General features: G+C 74.4%; 18 protein-coding genes. 6 read left to right on the forward strand and 12 right to left on the reverse strand.

Annotation, left to right across the window (positions count from 1 at the left end; genetic code table 11):
* The first annotated feature begins 22 nt into the window (after window positions 1–22).
* Window positions 23–787: a histidine phosphatase family protein gene (locus ACI797_RS05155; RefSeq protein WP_456541367.1), complete on the forward strand. Its 765-nt coding sequence runs from the start codon at window positions 23–25 to the stop codon at window positions 785–787.
* Here ACI797_RS05155 and ACI797_RS05160 read toward each other — a convergent pair.
* Window positions 784–1,908 (reverse strand): ABC transporter permease, encoded by a 1,125-nt coding sequence (locus ACI797_RS05160; RefSeq protein ID WP_456857434.1) that lies wholly within the window; start codon window positions 1,906–1,908, stop codon window positions 784–786. The two genes, ACI797_RS05155 and ACI797_RS05160, sit on opposite strands and share 4 nt — an antisense overlap.
* A complete protein-coding gene (locus tag ACI797_RS05165; RefSeq protein ID WP_456857435.1) occupies window positions 1,905–3,428 on the reverse strand; it encodes a sugar ABC transporter ATP-binding protein in 1,524 nt (507 codons plus the stop codon). Before ACI797_RS05165 ends, ACI797_RS05160 begins: the two co-directional genes overlap by 4 nt.
* Before the next feature lie 367 nt (window positions 3,429–3,795).
* Between ACI797_RS05165 and ACI797_RS05170 the strand changes: the two genes are divergently transcribed.
* On the forward strand, window positions 3,796–4,944 hold the full coding sequence (locus tag ACI797_RS05170; RefSeq protein WP_456857436.1) for a sugar ABC transporter substrate-binding protein: 1,149 nt from the start codon (window positions 3,796–3,798) through the stop codon (window positions 4,942–4,944).
* Window positions 4,945–5,051: 107 nt separating this feature from the next.
* Here the strand turns inward: ACI797_RS05170 and ACI797_RS05175 are convergent, their stop codons facing one another.
* Both ACI797_RS05175 and ACI797_RS05180 read right to left on the reverse strand, forming a co-directional pair.
* Window positions 5,052–5,888 carry an SDR family NAD(P)-dependent oxidoreductase gene (locus ACI797_RS05175; protein WP_456857437.1) on the reverse strand — a complete coding sequence of 279 codons (837 nt, stop codon included), beginning with the start codon at window positions 5,886–5,888 and terminating at the stop codon, window positions 5,052–5,054.
* Window positions 5,889–5,890: 2 nt separating this feature from the next.
* The gene (locus tag ACI797_RS05180) at window positions 5,891–6,643 is read right to left on the reverse strand and encodes an SDR family NAD(P)-dependent oxidoreductase (protein WP_456542655.1); all 753 of its coding nucleotides are present in this window, start codon (window positions 6,641–6,643) and stop codon (window positions 5,891–5,893) included.
* Window positions 6,644–6,759: 116 nt separating this feature from the next.
* On the opposite strand from ACI797_RS05180, the gene ACI797_RS05185 reads away from it, so the two are divergent.
* Window positions 6,760–7,305, forward strand: a complete 546-nt coding sequence (locus tag ACI797_RS05185) for a VOC family protein (RefSeq protein ID WP_456857438.1) — start codon at window positions 6,760–6,762, stop codon at window positions 7,303–7,305.
* A gap of 40 nt (window positions 7,306–7,345) precedes the next feature.
* Here the strand turns inward: ACI797_RS05185 and ACI797_RS05190 are convergent, their stop codons facing one another.
* The 7 genes from ACI797_RS05190 to ACI797_RS05220 all read right to left on the reverse strand — a co-directional run bounded on the left by ACI797_RS05190 (window position 7,346) and on the right by ACI797_RS05220 (window position 13,636).
* Window positions 7,346–7,768 carry a response regulator gene (locus ACI797_RS05190; RefSeq protein WP_456857439.1) on the reverse strand — a complete coding sequence of 141 codons (423 nt, stop codon included), beginning with the start codon at window positions 7,766–7,768 and terminating at the stop codon, window positions 7,346–7,348.
* Between the two features lie 145 nt (window positions 7,769–7,913).
* Window positions 7,914–8,729: a sugar phosphate isomerase/epimerase family protein gene (locus ACI797_RS05195; protein WP_456857440.1), complete on the reverse strand. Its 816-nt coding sequence runs from the start codon at window positions 8,727–8,729 to the stop codon at window positions 7,914–7,916.
* 31 nt (window positions 8,730–8,760) lie between these two features.
* Window positions 8,761–9,525, reverse strand: a complete 765-nt coding sequence (locus tag ACI797_RS05200; RefSeq protein WP_456857442.1) for an SDR family NAD(P)-dependent oxidoreductase — start codon at window positions 9,523–9,525, stop codon at window positions 8,761–8,763.
* Window positions 9,522–11,174 (reverse strand): FAD-dependent oxidoreductase, encoded by a 1,653-nt coding sequence (locus ACI797_RS05205; RefSeq protein WP_456857443.1) that lies wholly within the window; start codon window positions 11,172–11,174, stop codon window positions 9,522–9,524. The genes ACI797_RS05200 and ACI797_RS05205 overlap by 4 nt, the downstream gene beginning before the upstream one ends.
* Window positions 11,175–11,211: 37 nt before the next feature.
* Window positions 11,212–12,039: an SDR family NAD(P)-dependent oxidoreductase gene (locus tag ACI797_RS05210; RefSeq protein ID WP_456857444.1), complete on the reverse strand. Its 828-nt coding sequence runs from the start codon at window positions 12,037–12,039 to the stop codon at window positions 11,212–11,214.
* Complete coding sequence (locus ACI797_RS05215; RefSeq protein WP_456857445.1) at window positions 12,018–13,394, reverse strand: aromatic ring-hydroxylating oxygenase subunit alpha; 1,377 nt, start codon at window positions 13,392–13,394, stop codon at window positions 12,018–12,020. The genes ACI797_RS05210 and ACI797_RS05215 overlap by 22 nt, the downstream gene beginning before the upstream one ends.
* Entirely contained in the window at window positions 13,391–13,636 is a 246-nt protein-coding gene (locus tag ACI797_RS05220) for a hypothetical protein (protein WP_456857446.1), read from the reverse strand. Before ACI797_RS05220 ends, ACI797_RS05215 begins: the two co-directional genes overlap by 4 nt.
* A gap of 186 nt (window positions 13,637–13,822) precedes the next feature.
* Here ACI797_RS05220 and ACI797_RS05225 point away from each other — a divergent pair, with 186 nt between their 5' ends.
* The 3 genes from ACI797_RS05225 to ACI797_RS05235 are packed head-to-tail and all read left to right on the forward strand — an operon-like array spanning window position 13,823 to window position 16,311.
* A complete protein-coding gene (locus ACI797_RS05225; protein ID WP_456857447.1) occupies window positions 13,823–15,202 on the forward strand; it encodes an aromatic ring-hydroxylating oxygenase subunit alpha in 1,380 nt (459 codons plus the stop codon).
* The gene (locus ACI797_RS05230) at window positions 15,199–15,441 is read left to right on the forward strand and encodes a hypothetical protein (RefSeq protein ID WP_456542665.1); all 243 of its coding nucleotides are present in this window, start codon (window positions 15,199–15,201) and stop codon (window positions 15,439–15,441) included. Before ACI797_RS05225 ends, ACI797_RS05230 begins: the two co-directional genes overlap by 4 nt.
* Before the next feature lie 3 nt (window positions 15,442–15,444).
* Entirely contained in the window at window positions 15,445–16,311 is an 867-nt protein-coding gene (locus tag ACI797_RS05235; RefSeq protein WP_456857448.1) for an SMP-30/gluconolactonase/LRE family protein, read from the forward strand.
* Here ACI797_RS05235 and ACI797_RS05240 read toward each other — a convergent pair.
* Window positions 16,296–17,042 (reverse strand): GntR family transcriptional regulator, encoded by a 747-nt coding sequence (locus ACI797_RS05240; RefSeq protein ID WP_456857449.1) that lies wholly within the window; start codon window positions 17,040–17,042, stop codon window positions 16,296–16,298. The two genes, ACI797_RS05235 and ACI797_RS05240, sit on opposite strands and share 16 nt — an antisense overlap.
* Window positions 17,043–17,102: the final 60 nt, after the last annotated feature.

The following is a 17,102-nucleotide window of genomic DNA, read 5'->3' on the forward strand; positions in this document are numbered from 1 at the left end:
CGTCTCGGCTAGCGTCCGCGGGGTGACCACCGCGCACCCGGTGCCCGCGTCGCCGGCGACCCCCTCGCCGCCCCGCCGCCCGCCGGCGCCGGCCCCGCCCCCGTTCTCGATGCACGAGACGTTCCTCATCGCGCAGCCCGACGGCACCGAGCTCGCCCTGGTCCGCCACGGCCAGCAGCAGTTCCCGACCTCGCCGGTGTTCATCCCGGCCGAGTGGGTCGACCCGCCGCTGTCGGAGGTCGGCCGGCGGCAGGCGGCGCTGGTCGGGAAGGCCTTCGCCGGGCAGCGGGTGGACGTCGTCGTGAGCAGCCACCTCTCCCGGGCGCTGGAGACGGCGCGGGCGATCGGCGGCCACCACGGCCTCGAGCCGGTCGTGCTCGAGGACCTGCGCGAGGTCGAGGTCTACCGCGACCTCGAGGACGGCGCCTCGCCGGCCGACGCCCTGGCCGAGCCGTTCTGGCGCGGGGTGCAGGCGCGCTTCCCGGCCGAGCGCCGCTGGGACCTCGTCCCGTTCGGCGAGAGCAGCGCGGAGCTGCGCCACCGCGTCGTCTCGACCATCGAGGGCCTGCTCGCGATGCACCCCGAGGCGAACCTGGTCGTGGTCTGCCACGGCGGCGTCATCAACGCCTACCTCGCGCACGTGCTCGGCATCGCCGAGGACATGTTCTTCCTCCCCGCGCACACCTCGGTCAGCCGCGTCCGGCGGCTGGGCCCGCGCCGCGCGCTGCACAGCCTCAACGACCGCGACCACGTGAGCGCCGCCGACCCGTCCCTGCTGACCTACTAGACCTTCCGCGCGGAGCGGGCGGCCAGGGCGACGGCGATGATGAGCGCGGCGCCGTTGAACAGGTCGTCGGTGTAGGTCGGCGCCCCGGCCAGCTGCAGGCCCTTGACGCCGGTGGCCAGCAGGTAGATCGCGATCAGGGTGCCGACCACGTTGACCCGGCCGGGCTTGACCTGGGTCGACCCGAGGAAGACGGCGGAGAACGCCGGCAGCAGGTACGACGGGCCGATGTCCGGCGACGCCGTCCCGATCCGGGCGGCCAGGACCACGCCGGCGATGCCGGCGATGAGGGACGAGGCGACCAGCGAGCCGTACACGATGCGGTCGACGCGGACACCGGCCAGCCGGGCGGCCACCGGGTTGCCGCCGGAGGCGTAGAGGTAGCGGCCCACCGGGAGGTACTCGACCAGGATGTAGATGACCGCCGCCAGGACGAGCATGGCGTAGAAGGGCAGCGGGATCCCGAGGAAGCGGGTGTTGCCCAGCTCCAGGAACGTCTCGCTGAAGCCGGAGACGATCTGCTTGCCGTCGACGATCCAGTAGGTCGCGGCGAGCAGCAGGCTGCTCATGCCGAGCGTCGCGATGAACGAGCTGACCTTGAGCTTGACGACGACGAAGCCGTTGACGACGCCGACGAAGGTGGCCGCCGCGATCGCCATGACGGCGCTGACCAGCGGGTGGTAGCCGTTGACCTGCGCCCAGGCGGTGACGGCGACCGCCATGCCGCAGACCCCGGCGAAGGACAGGTCGAACACGCCGGCGGCCAGCGGGATGATGATGCCCAGCGCCAGCATGGCCGTGATCGCCTCGGTGCCGGCGATGATCTGGACGTTCTGGAAGCGCAGGAACGTGTCGGGCACCCAGATCGCGAACACGACGATCAGCAGCGCCCACACGTAGAGCCCGCTGAACCGGTCCATCCCGAGCGAGAACCGCCGTCCGGACGTGGCCTCGTCGGGCGGCAGCTCCGTGCGGCTGGCGAGGTCGGCCTCGACCACCGGGTTGCCCGCCTCGGCCGGGGAGACGTGGGCCTCCGTGGCCGGCGACGGGACGACGGTGGGGTCGCTGGCCACATCGTGTCCGCTGTCGGCGTGGCGTCCGCCGGTGGTGCCTGGACGGGTCATGCCGCCGCTCCCTTGCTCTGGCCGATGGTGGCGGCCGTGATCCGGTCGGGGTCGATGTGCGGGCGGACCAGGACGTCGGCGACCCGCCCGTTGCGCAGGACGACGACGCGCTCGGCCAGCCGGGTGAGCTCGGCGTGGTCGGTGGAGACGACGAGCACGGCGGTCCCCTCGGCCGCCGCCTCCTCGACCAGGACGTGGATGTCGGCCTTGGCGCCGACGTCGACGCCCTGGGTCGGCTCGTCGAGGACGAGCACCCTCGGCCGCTGGCGCAGCCAGCGGGCCAGCACCACCTTCTGCTGGTTGCCGCCCGACAGCGTGGCGAGCGACCGCTCCGGCTGGGGCGGGCGGACCTTGAGCTTCTGCAGCCAGCTCGTCACCTCGGCGACCTCGCGGCGCCGGTTCAGCAGGCCGCGGCGGAGGAAGTCGCCCGGGTTGACGATCGAGACGTTCTCCCGCAGCGTCGACTCGAGGAACGCGGCGTTGGCGTGCCGCTCGGCCGGCACCAGCGCGATGCCGGCGTCGACCGCCTTGTCGGGGCGGTGCGGCTCCAGCTCGCGCCCCCCGACGATCACGCTGCCGGTGCGCGGCAGGCCGCCGAACAGCGCCAGGGCGATCTCCTCCCGGCCCGAGCCGGTGATGCCCGCGACGCCGACGATCTCGCCGGGCCGCACCTGGAGGTCGACGCCGGCGAGCACGTCGGTGCGCAGGTCCCGGGCGCGCAGCACCGGCTCGTCCTCGGTCGCGGCGGTCTCGGCGGGCACGAGGAACTGGTCGAGGGTCCGGCCGATCATCAGCGCGATCAGCGCGTCCTCGTCGAGGCCCTCGACCGGCCGGGTGACCACGTGCCGGCCGTCGCGCAGCACGGTGACGGTGTCGCACAGGCCGAAGACCTCGTCGAGGTGGTGGGAGACGAACAGCACCGCGACGCCGCGGTCGCGCACCGACCGGATGACCGAGAACAGCCGGTCGATCTCGGTGGCCGGCAGGTTCGCCGTCGGCTCGTCGAGGACGAGCACCCGCGGCGGGGTCGAGCGCGGCGAGAGGGCGCGGGCCAGCGCGATGGCCGTGCGCTGGCTGATGACCAGGTGCCCGGTCGGCTGCCGGACGTCGAAGTCGTAGCCGAGCCCGCGCAGCGTCTCGCGCGCCAGCCGGTGCTCGCGGCGCCACGAGATGAGGCCGAGCCGGTTGCGCTCGTAGCCGTGCCCCATGGCCAGGTTGTCGCGCGTGTCGAGGGTGGGCACCAGGCCGAGGTCCTGGTGCACGAAGCGCAGGCCGGCGTGGTCGCCGGCCCCGGCCGTGCCGAGCGGCAGCGGCTCGCCGTCGACGAAGACCTCGGCGCCCGGATCGGCCTCGTGGTAGCCGGCGAGCACCTTGATGAGCGTCGACTTCCCGCACCCGTTCTGCCCGACGAGGGCGCGGATCTCCCCCGGCTGCAGCTCCAGGTCGACGTCGACGAGGGCACGTTGCCCCGGAAAGGTCTTGGACAGCCCGCGGACCTGCAGAGCTGGCGTTGGCGACATCCGACTCCTCGAGAGCGGGGAGGGGGCGAGCGGGCGAGCGGGCGACCTACTTAGCGGACACCGACCACAGAAAGTCGGGCAACTGTAGCCCGGGTCACACCTGCTGCCAAGGGTCTCCGGACACCGCTTCCCACGCGTCCTCCGACTGGTCAGGGCCGGAACCGCGCTCTCCCGCGAGGTGGGTCTCGAACTTGTATCGGACTACAGAAAGCCTCTTGGCTATGGCGCAGGTCACTGTTAACTTGCCGCCTGCACGACCCGGCCGACGTGGCCCGCTCCCCGCTGCCCGCGGGGTGCTCCGGCACCGGTCGTCGGCGCTCGCCCAGATCCTGCAGACCCCCTGCGCCCCTAGACGAGGAGTCGCACCATGCGGAGCCGGAAGACCACGATCAGCACGTTCCTCGCCGTCGTCGCGCTGTCCGCCGCGACCGCCTGCAGCTCGGGCGACGACGGCGGCGGAGGGGGCGGGGGGAACGGCGGCGAGGGCGGCGGCAGCTCGGCCGCCGAGGAGGAGGTCGAGCAGTACCTCTCGCCGCCCGAGGGCATCCCGCTCGAGGAGCCGCTGGCCGCCTGCCCGGAGGAGGGCAAGACGATCATCGTCACCGAGAACCCGCAGGCGGTGACCCGCAAGACCAACGACGGCCTCGAGGCCGGCGCCGAGCTGCTCGGCTGGACGGTCGTCCGCCAGCCGGTGGGCACCGGGCCGGAGGACCCGCAGACCGCCTTCGACGCCGCGCTGGACCAGAACCCCGACGCGGTCCTGGTGTCGGGCAACCCGTCCTCGACGTTCCGGGCGCAGCTCGACCGGGCCAACCAGCTGGGCATCCCGGTGCTCATCTCGGACAACGGCGAGCCCGTGGGCGTCGACGGGACGACGTACACGATCTCGCTCGACGACTTCGAGCAGACCGGTCTGTGGGGGCGGATGAACGCCCTGTACGCCGCGGCGCAGGGCGCCCAGCACGTCCTCGTCGTCGACCTGTCGCTCTACCCGATCCTGCACGCCTGGACCGAGGGTGTGCAGGCGACGATGGAGGAGGTCGCCCCGGACACCGCGGTGACCGTCATCGACCCGCAGATCACCGACCTGGTGGCCGGCGAGATCCCGAACCTCATCGTGAGCGAGATCCAGCGCAACCCGGACATCGACTGGGTGCTGCTGTCGCTGGGTGACATGACGACCGGTCTCGACGCGGCACTGCGGGCCGCCGGGCTCGACCAGCAGGTGAGCATCGGCGGGGAGAGCGCGAGCACGGCCAACGTCGCGGCGCTGCAGGAGGGCACCGAGGACGCGTGGACCGGCTTCGCCGCGGAGATCCACGGCATGTACCGGATCGACGCGCTCGCCCGGATCTTCGCCGGCGAGGACCCCACCACGGTGGACTACTCGCAGCTGCCGACGCAGCTGCTCACCCCTGACAACATCGGCGACGCACCGCTCGACGAGGAGGGCTACTACGTCGGCGTCGAGGACTACCTGGACCACTTCGACGGCATCTGGCGCGCCGGCTGCTGATCCCCTGACCGTGGCCCCGCGGCGCCGCGGCCGGGGGCGGGGTGGGAGGGGGCCGCGGCCCCCCCCCCGCGGCCGCGGGGGGCGGGGCCCTGCGGCGGGACCACGGATCACCAGACGGGCGGCACCACGGGGACGGCGTCGGTGCCGATGCCGGCCGCCCGCTCCCGGATCACCTCGCGGTACGCCTGGTGGGTGAGCACCCAGAACCGACCGTCGCGCACCGCGTCGAGGACCTGCGCGGCGGCCTCGTCGGCGGTGAACAGGGGGGTCACCCCGTGCGCCGTCCGACGCCCGGCGGACGGCGCCGTGGCCGCGAGCTCCGGCGGCCGGTTGCGGGCGCTCTCGGTGATCCCGGTGGCGACGAACCCCGGGCAGAACACCGAGACGCCGACGTCGGCGCCCTCGGCGGCCAGGTCGTGCAGCAGCGACTCCGACAGCGCGGCCACGGCCGCCTTGGCCGCCCCGTAGGCCGCCAGCCGCGGCATCGGCAGCAGGGCGGTCATCGACGCGGTGTTCACCACGTGCCCGGGCTGGCCGGACTCGAGCATCCGTGGGAGGAACGCACGGATCCCGTGCACCACGCCCCAGAGGTCGACGCCGAGCACCCACTCCCAGTCCTCGCGGGTGAGCAGCCAGGCGCGGGCGCTCTTCACCACCCCGGCGTTGTTGCACAGCACGTGGACGGCGCCGAACGCGTCGAACGCCTCGTCGGCGAGGCGCTGGACGTCGTCCTCGCGGGCCACGTCGGTGCGGACGGCGAGGACGTCCGCCCCGTCGTCGGCGAGCGCGGCGGCGGCCGCGCGGACGCCGTCCCGGTCGACGTCCGAGAGCACGACGCGCATCCCCTCGGCGGCGAACCGCCGGGCCATCGCGAGCCCGAGCCCGCCGGCGGCGCCGGTGACCACGGCGACGCGGCCGGCGAGGTCGCGCAGGCCGGCCGCCACGGTCAGACGACCGTCTCGCCGCCGTCGACCACCAGCGTCGTGCCGGTGACGAAGCTCGCGTCGTCGGAGAGCAGGAAGCACACGGCGGCGGCGAGCTCGTCGGGCTCGGCGACCCGCTTCTGGATGTTGCCCTGGCCGAACACCGCCGCGCCCTTCTGCAGGTCGCCCTCGCCGCGGGCCAGCATGATCGGCTCGGTCATCCCCGACCGGGTCCGCCCGGGCGCGACCACGTTGACCCGGATCTCCGGCCCCACCTCGAGGGCGAGCTGACGGGTGAAGCCGGCGACGGCCGCCTTCGCCGCGCCGTAGGGCGCGTTGTTCTTCTGCGCGAGCAGGGCGGCGACCGAGGCGACGTTCACGATCGACCCGCCGCCGCGCCGGCGCAGCAGCGGCAGGGCGTGCTTGCAGACCAGGAAGGTGCCGCCGGCGTGGACGAGCATCATGCGGTTCCAGCGCTCGAGCGACCACTCCTCGATCGGCCCGAACTCGGCGTGCCCGCCGGCGTTGAAGACCGAGTCCACGCCGCCGAGCTGCTGCTCGGCGGCGGCGAGCGCCGCCGTCACCGACTCCTCGTCGGACACGTCGCAGGCCAGGCCGACGGCGCCCTCGAGCTCGGCGGCGACCGCCTTGGCACGGCCCTCGTCGAGGTCGGCCACGGCGACCCGGCCACCCTCGGCCGTGAACCGGCGGGCCACGGCCGCCGCGATGCCCGAACCGCCGCCGGTGGCGAACAGGACCTTCTCCGAGAAGCGCATGGCTCCCTCCACGTCTTAGTTGAGGATGACTACAGAAACACCGCGCCTGGGGGCTGTCAACGGCGCACTGCTACTTACTAGGCTGTCCGTCAAGAAACTCGGGACGAGGAGGTCCGGTGGCCCCGCTCATCCGGTACCCGGTGCAGCAGCACGCGTTCGTGGTGGCCGACCTCGACGAGGCGATGCCCCGGTGGACCGAGACCACCGGCGCCGGCCCGTGGTGGGTCAGCCGCGGCCACCGGGGGCGCGACCACCGCTACCGCGGCCGGCCGGTGGACCACGTGCTGCACTACGCCTTCGCCGGCACCGGCCCCACCCACGTGCAGCTGGTGCAGCAGGACGACGACACCCCGTCGATCTACCGCGAGGTGTTCGGTGCCGGCGAGGAGGGCTTCCACCACCTCGCGGTGCTGGTGCCCGAGGCGGAGATGGCGGCGGAGGTGGCGCGCTTCGCGGCCGCCGGGTTCGCCGTCGCCGACACGCTCTGGTCCTACGTCCCGGTGGCCTACGTCGACTGCCGCGAGGCGATCGGCTGCTTCGTCGAGCTGCACGGCGAGAACCAGGAGATCCGCGACCTGTTCGCGCTCTTCCGCGACTCGCACGCCGACTGGGACGGCGTCACCGACCCGGTGCGCGTGCGCTCCCGCAGCTCGTCGGCCTGAGGGACGCGGTGGACCGCACCGAGATCCTCGCCGGGCGGCCTCACAGGCAGTAGGGGCAGCCCGTCCCACCGACGGCGACCGTGCGCAGGCAGCGGAGCAGCGGCTCGAGGCGGGTGCCCTTCGGCACCACGGCGTGCGCACCGGCCACTTCGGCCCTGGCCCGCACGTCCGCGCCGTCCCCGGTCACCACGACCACCCGGGCCTCGGGTCGGACGGCACGCAGCGCCTCCGTGGCCGCCAGCCCGTCCATGACCGGCATGGACAGGTCCATGCACACGACGTCGGGGCGCAGGCGTGCGGCTGCTTCCGCCACCTGCGATCCGTCCGCGCACTCGCCGACGACGGTGAGGTCGTCCTCGTCGGACAGCGCTTCGGCCATCACCCGCCGGACCACCGGGTGGTCGTCGACGAGGAGCACGCGGATGTTCGTGGCGGGATCGCCGGCCCGGCCGTTCTCCGTCATCCCCAGACCTCCCAGCCGTGCGCCCGAGCACCTGCTCAGGCGCCACGGCGTGCCGGACGGCGGGCTCCTCCCGCCGGCGCGCGGAGTCATTGTGGTCGGCCACCCCGGGGCCCGACCAGCCCCCGCCGGTGGAGAGGACCCGGGGTCAGCGCGCGAGCAGGCGCCGGGCGGCGTCGGCGACGCGGTGGATCCAGGCGGCGGGGTCGGTCCGCGCCGCCGGGTTCGGGACCTCGAGGCTCACCGGGGCCCCCGGCGGGAGCCGGTCGAGCAGCTCGCCGAGCGGCAGCACCCCCTCCCCCGGCGGCAACCGGTCCCCCACGGCCTCGGTCACCGCCCGCCGCAGGCCGTCCGGATCGGTGCCGGCCGGCTCGGCCGAGGCGGCGTCGCACAGCTGCCCGTACGGCAGCCGCGCCGGACCCACGGCGGCGAGGTCGGCCGGCGTCGCACCCGCCCGCGCGAGGTGGAGGGCGTCGACGAGCACCCCGGCGTCGGCCGTGCCGGCGGCGTCGAGCAGGGCCACCGCCTCGGCCGGCGTGCGCAGCGCGGAGAACGCCATGGGCTCGGCCACGCACCGCAGCCCGTACCCGCGGGCAAGCCCGCACAGCTCGGCGAACACCTCGGCCCGCCGCTCCGGTGAGGGGTCCTCCACCGCGGTCAGGAGGAAGCGGGCGCCCAGCTCGGCGCCCACCGCCAGCAGCGGCTCGGCCGCCGCGGCCGCCGTGCCCGGCCGCAGGCGGAACACCTCGACGTCGAGCACGCCGAGCCCGGTGTCGGCGAGGGCCCGCCGGGTCGCCGCGCGCAGGGCGCCGTCGGCCACCAGGTCGGATCCGCTGCCGTCGCTCGCCCGGTTCAGGCGCAGGGCGCCGACCAGGTCGAAGCCCGCCGCGGCGGCGAGCCGCACCAGCTCCGGCGGGGGCAGGTGCAGCGCGGTGAGCGACGCCAGCGACAGCGACCGGCTCACCCCGGCCCGGCCGCGTCGAGCTCCTGCGCCGTCACCGCGCGAGGTACCCGCCGTCGACGGCGAGGGCGTGCCCGGTGGTGAACGACGCGTCGTCGGAGGCGAGCCAGAGCACCGCGCGGGCGATCTCCTCCGGCGCGCCGAAGCGGCCGAACAGGCTCAGCCGGCCCGCCACCTCCTGCGGGTCGCGGCCGCGGGCGGCGATGGCACCCAGGAGCATCGGCGTCTCGATCGCGCCCGGGCACACGGCGTTGACCCGGATGCCGTCGGCGGCGTGGTCGACCGCGGCCGCGCGGGTCAGACCCAGCACGCCGTGCTTGCTCGCGGTGTAGGCGGGCTGGTGCGGCTGCGGCCGGAAGGAGCTGGTGGAGGCGATGTTCACCACCGCCCCGCCGCGGCCCTGGGTCCGCATCGCACGGATCTCGTACTTCGTGCAGAGGAACACCGAGCGCAGGTTGACCGCGATCAGGCGGTCGAAGCTCTCCTCGTCGCAGTCGGCCAGCGGCCGCGTCTCGTTCTCGATGGCCGCGGCGTTCACCCCGACGTCCAGCCCGCCGAACTCGGCGACCGCGGCGTCGACCACCGCGCGGACGTCGTCGGCGTCGGAGACGTCGGTGCGGCGGAAGACGGCCCGCCCGCCCTTGTCCGTGATGTCCGCGGCGGTCTGCTCCCCGCCCTCGACGGCGACGTCGGCGACCACGACGGCCGCCCCCTCGGCCGCCAGGGCGAGCGCGGAGGCCCGGCCCATCCCGCTGGCGCCCCCGGTGACGAGGGCGACCCGGCCGGCGAAGCGGCTCACCGCGTGGCCCCGACCGGGTGCGCGGCCGCGGCGCGGGCGGCGGCGTGCCGCCCGGCGAGGTGGCCGAAGACCATCGCCGGCCCCAGCGTCCCGCCCGCCCCGCCGTAGGTCATGCCGAGCACCGAGGCCATGACGTTGCCCGCGGCGTAGAGACCCTCGATCGGGTTCCCGTCGACGTCGAGCACCTGGGCGTCGGCGTCGGTGCGCGGCCCGCCCTTGGTGCCCAGGCACCCGCTGTACACCCGCACCGCGTAGTAGGGGGCGGTGTCGAGGGGGCCGATCGTCGTCTCCGGCCCGTCGCCCAGCGCGCTGTCGCCCCACCAGCGGTCGTGCAGGCTCTCCCCGCGCCGGAAGTCGGGGTCGCGGCCTTCCGCCGCGTGCGCGTTCCACCGGGCGACCGTGTCGGCCAGCGCGTCGGCCGGGACGTCGATCGCGGCGGCCAGCGCCCCCAGGTCGGGGGCCTCCACCATCCAGCCGGGGGTCGCCCTCCCCTGACCGGACCGGAACCCGGCCAGGCCGTAGCGGCGCAGGTAGTGGTCGTCGAACACCAGCCAGGCGGGGTGGTTGACGTAGTCGAACTCGGTCACGTCGAGCACGTGGAAGGCGGCGCCGAGCGCGTTGTAGTTGGCCGCCTCGTCGGCGAAGCGGCGTCCCTTCTTGTTGACCATGATGCTGTGCGGGCGGCTGCGCTCGCCGTTGACCTGCCAGCCGGCGACCGTGCCGTCGGGCATGGGGACGTCGATGATCGGCACCCACCAGGCCTCGCGCATGTTGCCCAGGCCGGCGCCGATGCGCATGGCCATCCGCAGCCCGTCGCCGGTGTTGGTGGGCACCGCCGCGGTGCGCTCGAGCGGGCCCCGGATGAAGGTCTGCACGAGGTCGCGGTCCCACTCGAAGCCGCCGGTGGCGAGCACGACCCCGCCGTCCGCGCGCACCTCGCGCCGGCCGGCGGCCGTCTCGACGACGACGCCGGTGACCCGCCCGCCCTCGCGCAGCAGCGACACCCCGCGGGCGCCGGTCTCGGGCTCGATGCCGCGGTCCAGGCAGCCCTTGAGCAGCGCCCCGACCAGGCCCTGCCCGGCGCCGCGCTCGTCGCGCACCTGCCGCCGGGCCAGCTCCTCGGCCGGCACGCCGCCGGGCGCACCCCGGCCGAGCGACGTCTCGCTCATCAGGATGTTGCCCGAGAGCTGCGGACCGACGGTGACCCGGTGCCGCCACGGCCCGAGGTCGGCGAAGGGGAACAGCGGGCACTCCAGCGACCGGCCACCGGCGCGGGCGGCCCCCGGGTGCTCGGGGTGGTAGTCGGGGAAGTCCTCGATGACCTGGAAGCGGACCGGCGTGCGCTCCTCCAGGTAGCGCAGCAGCTCCGGGCCGGCGTCGACGAACGCCTCGGCCAGCCGCTGGTCGATGAGGCCGTGCGACATCGACATCAGGTAGGTCAGCACGTCCTCGCGGCTGTCACCGAGGCCCAGCTCGGCCATGTGGTGGTTGCGCGGGATCCACACCATCCCGCCCGACCAGGCGCTGGTGCCGCCCACCTTGTCGGCCTTCTCGAAGACGGCGACGCGGGCGCCGCCGTCGTGGGCGGTGATGGCGGCGGTCAGACCCGCCGCGCCGGTGCCCAGGACCACGACGTCGTAGCTGTCCACCGCGCCACGAAAGCAGGTAACTGGTGGCGCAGTCAAGTTACTGTCGGGAGACCCGGTCCTCCACCGTGCGCCCCCCGTCGCGGCCGCCGCCGACCAGCAGGTTCTGCCCGGTCACCCACGACGCGGCCGGGCTGGCGAGGTACAGCACCGCCGCGGCCATGTCCTCCGGCGTCCCCAGCCGGCCGAGCGGGACCGTGGCGGTCAGCCGGGGCAGGTCGTCCTCGGACAGCGACAGCGCGGAGAAGAACGTCTCGGTCGGCACCATGCCCGGCGACACCGCGTTCACGCGGATCCCGCGGGGCGCCAGCTCCGCGGCGAGGGTCGCGGTGAGGTTGAGGACGGCGGCCTTCGACGCGCCGTAGGCGCCGGTACCGGGCGCGGCCCGCATCCCGGCACCGGAGGCGATGTTCACCACCGCCCCGCCGTCGGGCATGCGGGCGACGGCGGCGCGGACGCAGGCGAGCACCGCGACGAGGTTGAGCTCGAGCATGGCGCGGAACTGCTCGTCCGACGTGGCCGACAGCGGGCGGACCGAGGGGTCGTCGGTGCCGCCGGCGTTGTTCACCCACACGTCCAGCCGGCCGAGCTCCTCCACCGCGGCGGCGGCCAGCCGCTCGGGGGTGTCGCCGCGCAGGTCGGCGGGGAGCTCGACCGCGCGCCGCCCCCGGCCGCGCACCTCGGCGGCGACGGCGGCCACCTCGTGCGCCCGGCGAGCGGTGACCACGACGTCGGCGCCCGCGTCGGCCAGCGCCAGGGCGACGGCGCGGCCGATCCCCCGGCCCGAGCCGGTGACCACCGCGACCCGGCCGTCGAGCCGGAAGCGGTCGAGGACCGAGCCGCCGGTCAGCCCCCCACCCCGAGCCACTGGTCGTAGAGGGAGTGGAAGTGGCGGATCTTGCTCTCCTGGTAGACGGCGAAGGACAGACCCGGCTTGCGGGTGGCCTTGAGCCCCTTCTGCACGGCCTCGAGGTTGAACTCGTCCTGGTCGAAGACCCGGGCCAGCGAGCCGAGCTCCTCGACCGCGCTGCGCCAGGGCTCGTCCGGCCCGAGCCGGCGCTCCGGCGCCGGCGGCGGCCGCTCGCCGCTGAACGGCGAGAGCAGCAGGACCTCCATGATGCAGCTCTCGTGGTCGTCGCCGTGGGGCCGCCAGCGGTAGGTGATCTGGTTGAAGCCGCCCCACGGGTGCATGTTCGGGAAGACGCTCAGGTAGTGGCTGTCGACCAGCTCGGCGTCGGAGAGCTCGTCGGCCTGCTCCCCGATCACCGGGCGCAGCGAGCGGCGGGCCGACTCGGCCAGCGTCTGGCGCGCCGTCCACCCGTCGGGGACCTCGAGGTTGGGCGGGTCGTCGATGCGCTGGTCGATCTGGGAGTTGAGCCGCTCCTGCTCGGTGGGGTCCCACGGCAGGTAGGGGCTCGGGACGCCGCGGGGCGAGATGGCCCGGGAGACGTTGCCGAACACGTCGTACTGCGAGTTGGCGTCGCCGAAGCCCGGCAGGAGCTGCGGGTGGGTGGTGATCACGTGGTAGGACTCCATGAAGGCCTCCTGCGCGACCTTCCAGTTCGTGCGGAGCACCTTGGACACGTGCACCCGGGTGTAGCGCTCGGCCAGCGGCCAGCGCTCGAAGAGCGAGTCCAGGTCGCCGAGGTAGTCCTCGAGCGGGGCGCAGTCGGGGTCGGGGTTGACGAAGACGAAGCCGCCCCAGGTGCCGACCCGGATCTCGGGCAGCGTGAAGGCCTCCGGTCGCACCTGCGGGAAGTCCCAGGCGCTGGGCACCCGCTTGAGCTTCCCGTTCAGCGACCAGCAGAAGCCGTGGAAGGCGCACTCGAACTCACCCACCCGGCCGGGGCCGTCGCGCAGGGCCCGGCCGCGGTGCAGGCAGGCGTTGACGAACGCCTTGATCCCGTCGGGCCCGGGGGCCGCCCGGACGAGCAGGTAGCTCTTGTCGACGATGTCGTAGACGTAGGTGTCGCCGACCTCGGCGAGGACCTCCTCGCGGCACGCGAACTGCCAGACCCGCGACCAGAGGTCCCGCTTCTCCCGCTCGTGCCACTCCCGGTCGAGGTAGCGGTCGATCGGGATGTCGTCGTCGCCGAAGTACCCCGGCTCGTCGCGGCGCAGCAGCGGCGGGACCGGCTTGCTGTCGCGGTCGAGCAGGTCCTGGTACGTCGGCCCCTTGCCGCGGAAGCCGGTCCGCGGCCGGGTGTCGGGCTCCGCTGTCACGAGAACGTCTCCTCGGTCTCGAACCGGCGGCTGCGGCTGCCCGGGCCGCCCGGGTGCTTGCCGCCGCTGACGATCCAGCGGCACAGCTCGGGATCGGCCCGCCGGACGTCGCCGGCGACCCAGTTGCCGTCCCGGTCGAAGCGGCCCGAGCGCCCGTCGCGCTCGGTGACGAGCACCGGCCCGTGGTCGTCGGGGGCCCATTCGTAGACCGCGCGGCTGAGCGCGTGCTGGATCTTGCGCATCGACCCTCCAGGGGGCGGCAGCGACTCCGGCGAGCGCCCGGACGGCGCTCCTGCAGCGCGACTTACTGCTGCCGGTGCACAGTATGAGGACAGAGCGGGCGTCCCGACAGGGGTTGTCGACATCGATCGGCCTACTTTGTACAGTGAGCCTCAAGTTACTACCTCGTGCGGAGGGAGTCGGGGTCCGTGACGATCTCCGAGGTGCCGGGCAAGCAGCGGACGCCGGGTCTGAGCTGGTACGAGCTCGTCCTCGAGGACGACCGCCCGCCGGCCGAGCACCTGCGCCGTCGCCACCCGTACTCCGCGCGCACCCAGCACGTCCCGGTGGAGCGCTACACCAGCCGCGCGTGGCACGAGCTGGAGCGCACGCACCTGTGGCGGCGGGTGTGGCAGATGGCCTGCCGGGAGGAGCACCTGCCGGAGGTCGGCAGCTACGTCGTCTACGACATCGCCGGCGACTCCTACCTCGTGGTGCGCACCCGCGACGGCTCGATCAGGGCCTACGTGAACGCCTGCCTGCACCGCGGGCGCGCGCTCAAGGACTTCGACGGCCGGTGCAGCGAGTTCCGCTGCTCCTTCCACGGGTTCACCTGGAAGCTCGACGGCACGCTGCGCTACATGCCCGGTGAGCGCGAGTTCCCCGAGATCGAGGCCGACCGCGAGGCCTGGCGGCTGCCCGAGGCGAAGGTCGGCACCTGGGGCGGGTTCGTGTTCATCAACCCCGACCCGGAGGCCGAGCCGCTCGAGGAGTTCCTGGGCACGCTGCCCGAGCACTTCGGCATCTGGGACTTCGAGAACCGCTACGTGCAGGCGCACGTGGCCAAGAAGCTGCGCTGCAACTGGAAGGTCGCCCAGGAGGCCTTCGACGAGGGCCTGCACCTCGGCGCGACGCACCCCCAGTCGGCGCCCTACGTCGGGGACGCGAACAGCGCCGTCGACGTCTACGGCAACTACTCGCGGCAGATCAGCCCGTCGGGCACGCCGATCGAGGACATCCCGGTCGACCCCAGCGAGCGCGACATCCTCGCGCGCATGCTCGACGTCCGCGAGGGCGAGGAGCTGCCGATCCCGTTCGAGCAGCGGACGACGGCGCGCGACAGCATGGCCGCGGCCGCGCGCGAGCGCTGGCGGGAGGTGCTCGGCGACGTCGTCGACCAGATCTCCGACGCCGAGTTCGTCGACCACTGGAACTACGCGATCTTCCCGAACCTGCACCCCTGGGGGGCGTTCAACCGGATCGTCTACCGGTTCCGCCCCAACGGCGACCGGCACGACGAGAGCATCTTCGAGGTCATGTTCCTGACGCCGTTCCGCGGCGAGCGGCCGCCGCCGGCGGAGATCCGCTGGCTGGAGATCGAGGACTCCTGGACGCTGGCCACCGAGCTGCAGACCCTGGCGCTGGTCATGGAGCAGGACAGCTTCAACATGGAGGCCGTCCAGCGCGGGCTGAACACCACCCGGAAGTCGCACGTGATCACGTCGGACTTCCAGGAGGACGTGATCAGCTGGCGGCACGACATGCTCACCGACTGGGTGGAGAAGGCCGCCGCCGAGGCGGCCGGGTGATGCAGCCCCAGGGCGGGATCCGCCACCCCCTCAACCCGCGCGCGCTCTACACCCCCGACGAGGGCGGCACCGTGCGGGTGACCATGGGCGAGCGCTGGGGCCGGTTCCGCAAGGACGGGCTGTGGCTCGAGGGCCCGCTGTTCGAGGCCGACCCCGAGCTGTGCCTGTGGGTCTCCGCGCCGCGGCCGGCCGGCCACCACCGGATCAGCCGCCTCATGGACATGCCCGCCGAGCGCTGACGCGTGGACGTCCTGGTCGCCGCCGGCGACCAGCTCGGCGAGTGCCCGGTCTGGGACGAGCGCGCCGGGGTGCTCTGGCGCGTCGACGCGACGGCGGGCGCGGTGCTCGCGGTCGACGTCGCCACCGGCGCCCAGACCCGCACCGACGTCGGGCGGCACGTGGGCAGCCTGGTCCTCCGGGAGGACGGCGACGGGCTGCTCGTCGCCGCAGAAGGCGGCTTCCGCTCCCTCGACCCGGCCACCGGGCGCTCCGGCCTGCTCGCGCCGGTGGCCACCGGGCTGATGAACGACGGCGCCTGCGACCCGGCCGGGCGGTTCCTGGCCGGCACCACGACCCGCGACGTCGAGCCCGGCCGGGCGGCCCTGTACCGCTACGACCCGCCGGCCACGGCCGTGCCCGTCCTGGACGGCCTCACCGTGAGCAACGGCCTGGCGTGGGATGCCGCGGGCACGACGCTGTTCCACGTCGACACCCCCCTGCGCCGCGTCGACCGGCTCGACTACGACGTCGCCACCGGCACGGTGACCGGACGGCGGACGGCGTTCGACACCAGCGGCTTCACCGGGCTGCCGGACGGGCTGGCGATCGACGCCGAGGACTGCCTGTGGGTGGCGTTCTGGCGCGGCGGCGCCGTGCGCCGGTTCGCGGCCGACGGCCGGCTCCTCCAGGAGATCCCGGTTCCCGTGGCGCGCACCACCAGCTGCTGCCTGGGCGGTCCCGACCGGCGCGACCTGTTCGTCACCACGGCCCGCCGCAGCATCCGCGACGTCCCGGCGGAGGTGGAGGAGCTGGCCGGCGCCGTCCTGCGGTACCGCGTCGACGTGCCCGGGGTGCCGGCGCGGCGGTGGCGCGCTCAGCCGGCCTGGTAGTCGATCCGGTAGCGCACGCGGTCGGCCCGCGCCCGGCGGCGCACCCGCAGCACCGGCCGGCCGTCGTCCTCGGCGGTGAGCCCCTCGCGCACCAGGACCGGCGCGCCGGGGCGGATGCCCAGCCGGGCGGCGTCCTCCACCGAGGCCGCCTCGGCGGAGAAGGTGCGCCAGACGTAGCGCAGCGGCCGGCCCGCCGGCTGCAGCAGCAGCCCATACAGCCCGTCGGTCTCCCGCCACCGGGCGGCGACGTCCCGCAGCCGGGCGTCGGGCGCCCACGACGTCGAGACGACCCACCGCTCGCCGTCCACCTCGAGCGCGCTGTCCACCCGGCGCAGCCGGGCGCGCGGCACCTGCAGGTCCCGCCGCACCGCCGGGTCGTCGTCCACGGCGGTGTGCAGCAGCACGTCGCGGTAGGACTGGCCCTGGCCGCGCAGCGCGGCCTGCAGGCTGCCGGCGAACTCGTCCGGGGTCAGCGGGATGCCGATCGCCATCGGCTCGGGTCGCGGGGAGACGAACGTCCCCGACCCCTGCCGGGCCCGCAGGAGCCCCTCCCTGGACAGCTCGTCGAGGGCGCGGCGGACGGTCAGCCGGTGCACGCCGAGGTCCTCGGCCAGCACGCCCTCGCTGGGCAACCGGTCGCCGGGGGCGTACTCCCCCGAGCCGATCCGGTCGAGCAGCACGGTGCGCACCCGCTGGTAGAGCGGGGCCTCCCCCCGGCGCGGCGGTGCCATGCCGGCAGGGTAGCGGCCGCCGAGCCCACGCTTGTCCACAGACATCTAGATGACTACGGT

It is taken from the genome of Geodermatophilus sp. SYSU D00691 (assembly GCF_054050275.1).

Excerpts from the sequence above, each read along its gene's own strand:
- ACI797_RS05240 (WP_456857449.1), bottom strand. The coding sequence starts at position 17,042 with ATGGCACCGCCGCGCCGGGGGGAGGCCCCGCTCTACCAGCGGGTGCGC.
- ACI797_RS05190 (WP_456857439.1), bottom strand. The coding sequence starts at position 7,768 with ATGACGGAGAACGGCCGGGCCGGCGATCCCGCCACGAACATCCGCGTG.
- ACI797_RS05170 (WP_456857436.1), top strand. The coding sequence starts at position 3,796 with ATGCGGAGCCGGAAGACCACGATCAGCACGTTCCTCGCCGTCGTCGCG.
- ACI797_RS05180 (WP_456542655.1), bottom strand. The coding sequence starts at position 6,643 with ATGCGCTTCTCGGAGAAGGTCCTGTTCGCCACCGGCGGCGGTTCGGGC.
- ACI797_RS05165 (WP_456857435.1), bottom strand. The coding sequence starts at position 3,428 with ATGTCGCCAACGCCAGCTCTGCAGGTCCGCGGGCTGTCCAAGACCTTT.
- ACI797_RS05160 (WP_456857434.1), bottom strand. The coding sequence starts at position 1,908 with ATGACCCGTCCAGGCACCACCGGCGGACGCCACGCCGACAGCGGACAC.
- ACI797_RS05220 (WP_456857446.1), bottom strand. The coding sequence starts at position 13,636 with ATGCGCAAGATCCAGCACGCGCTCAGCCGCGCGGTCTACGAATGGGCC.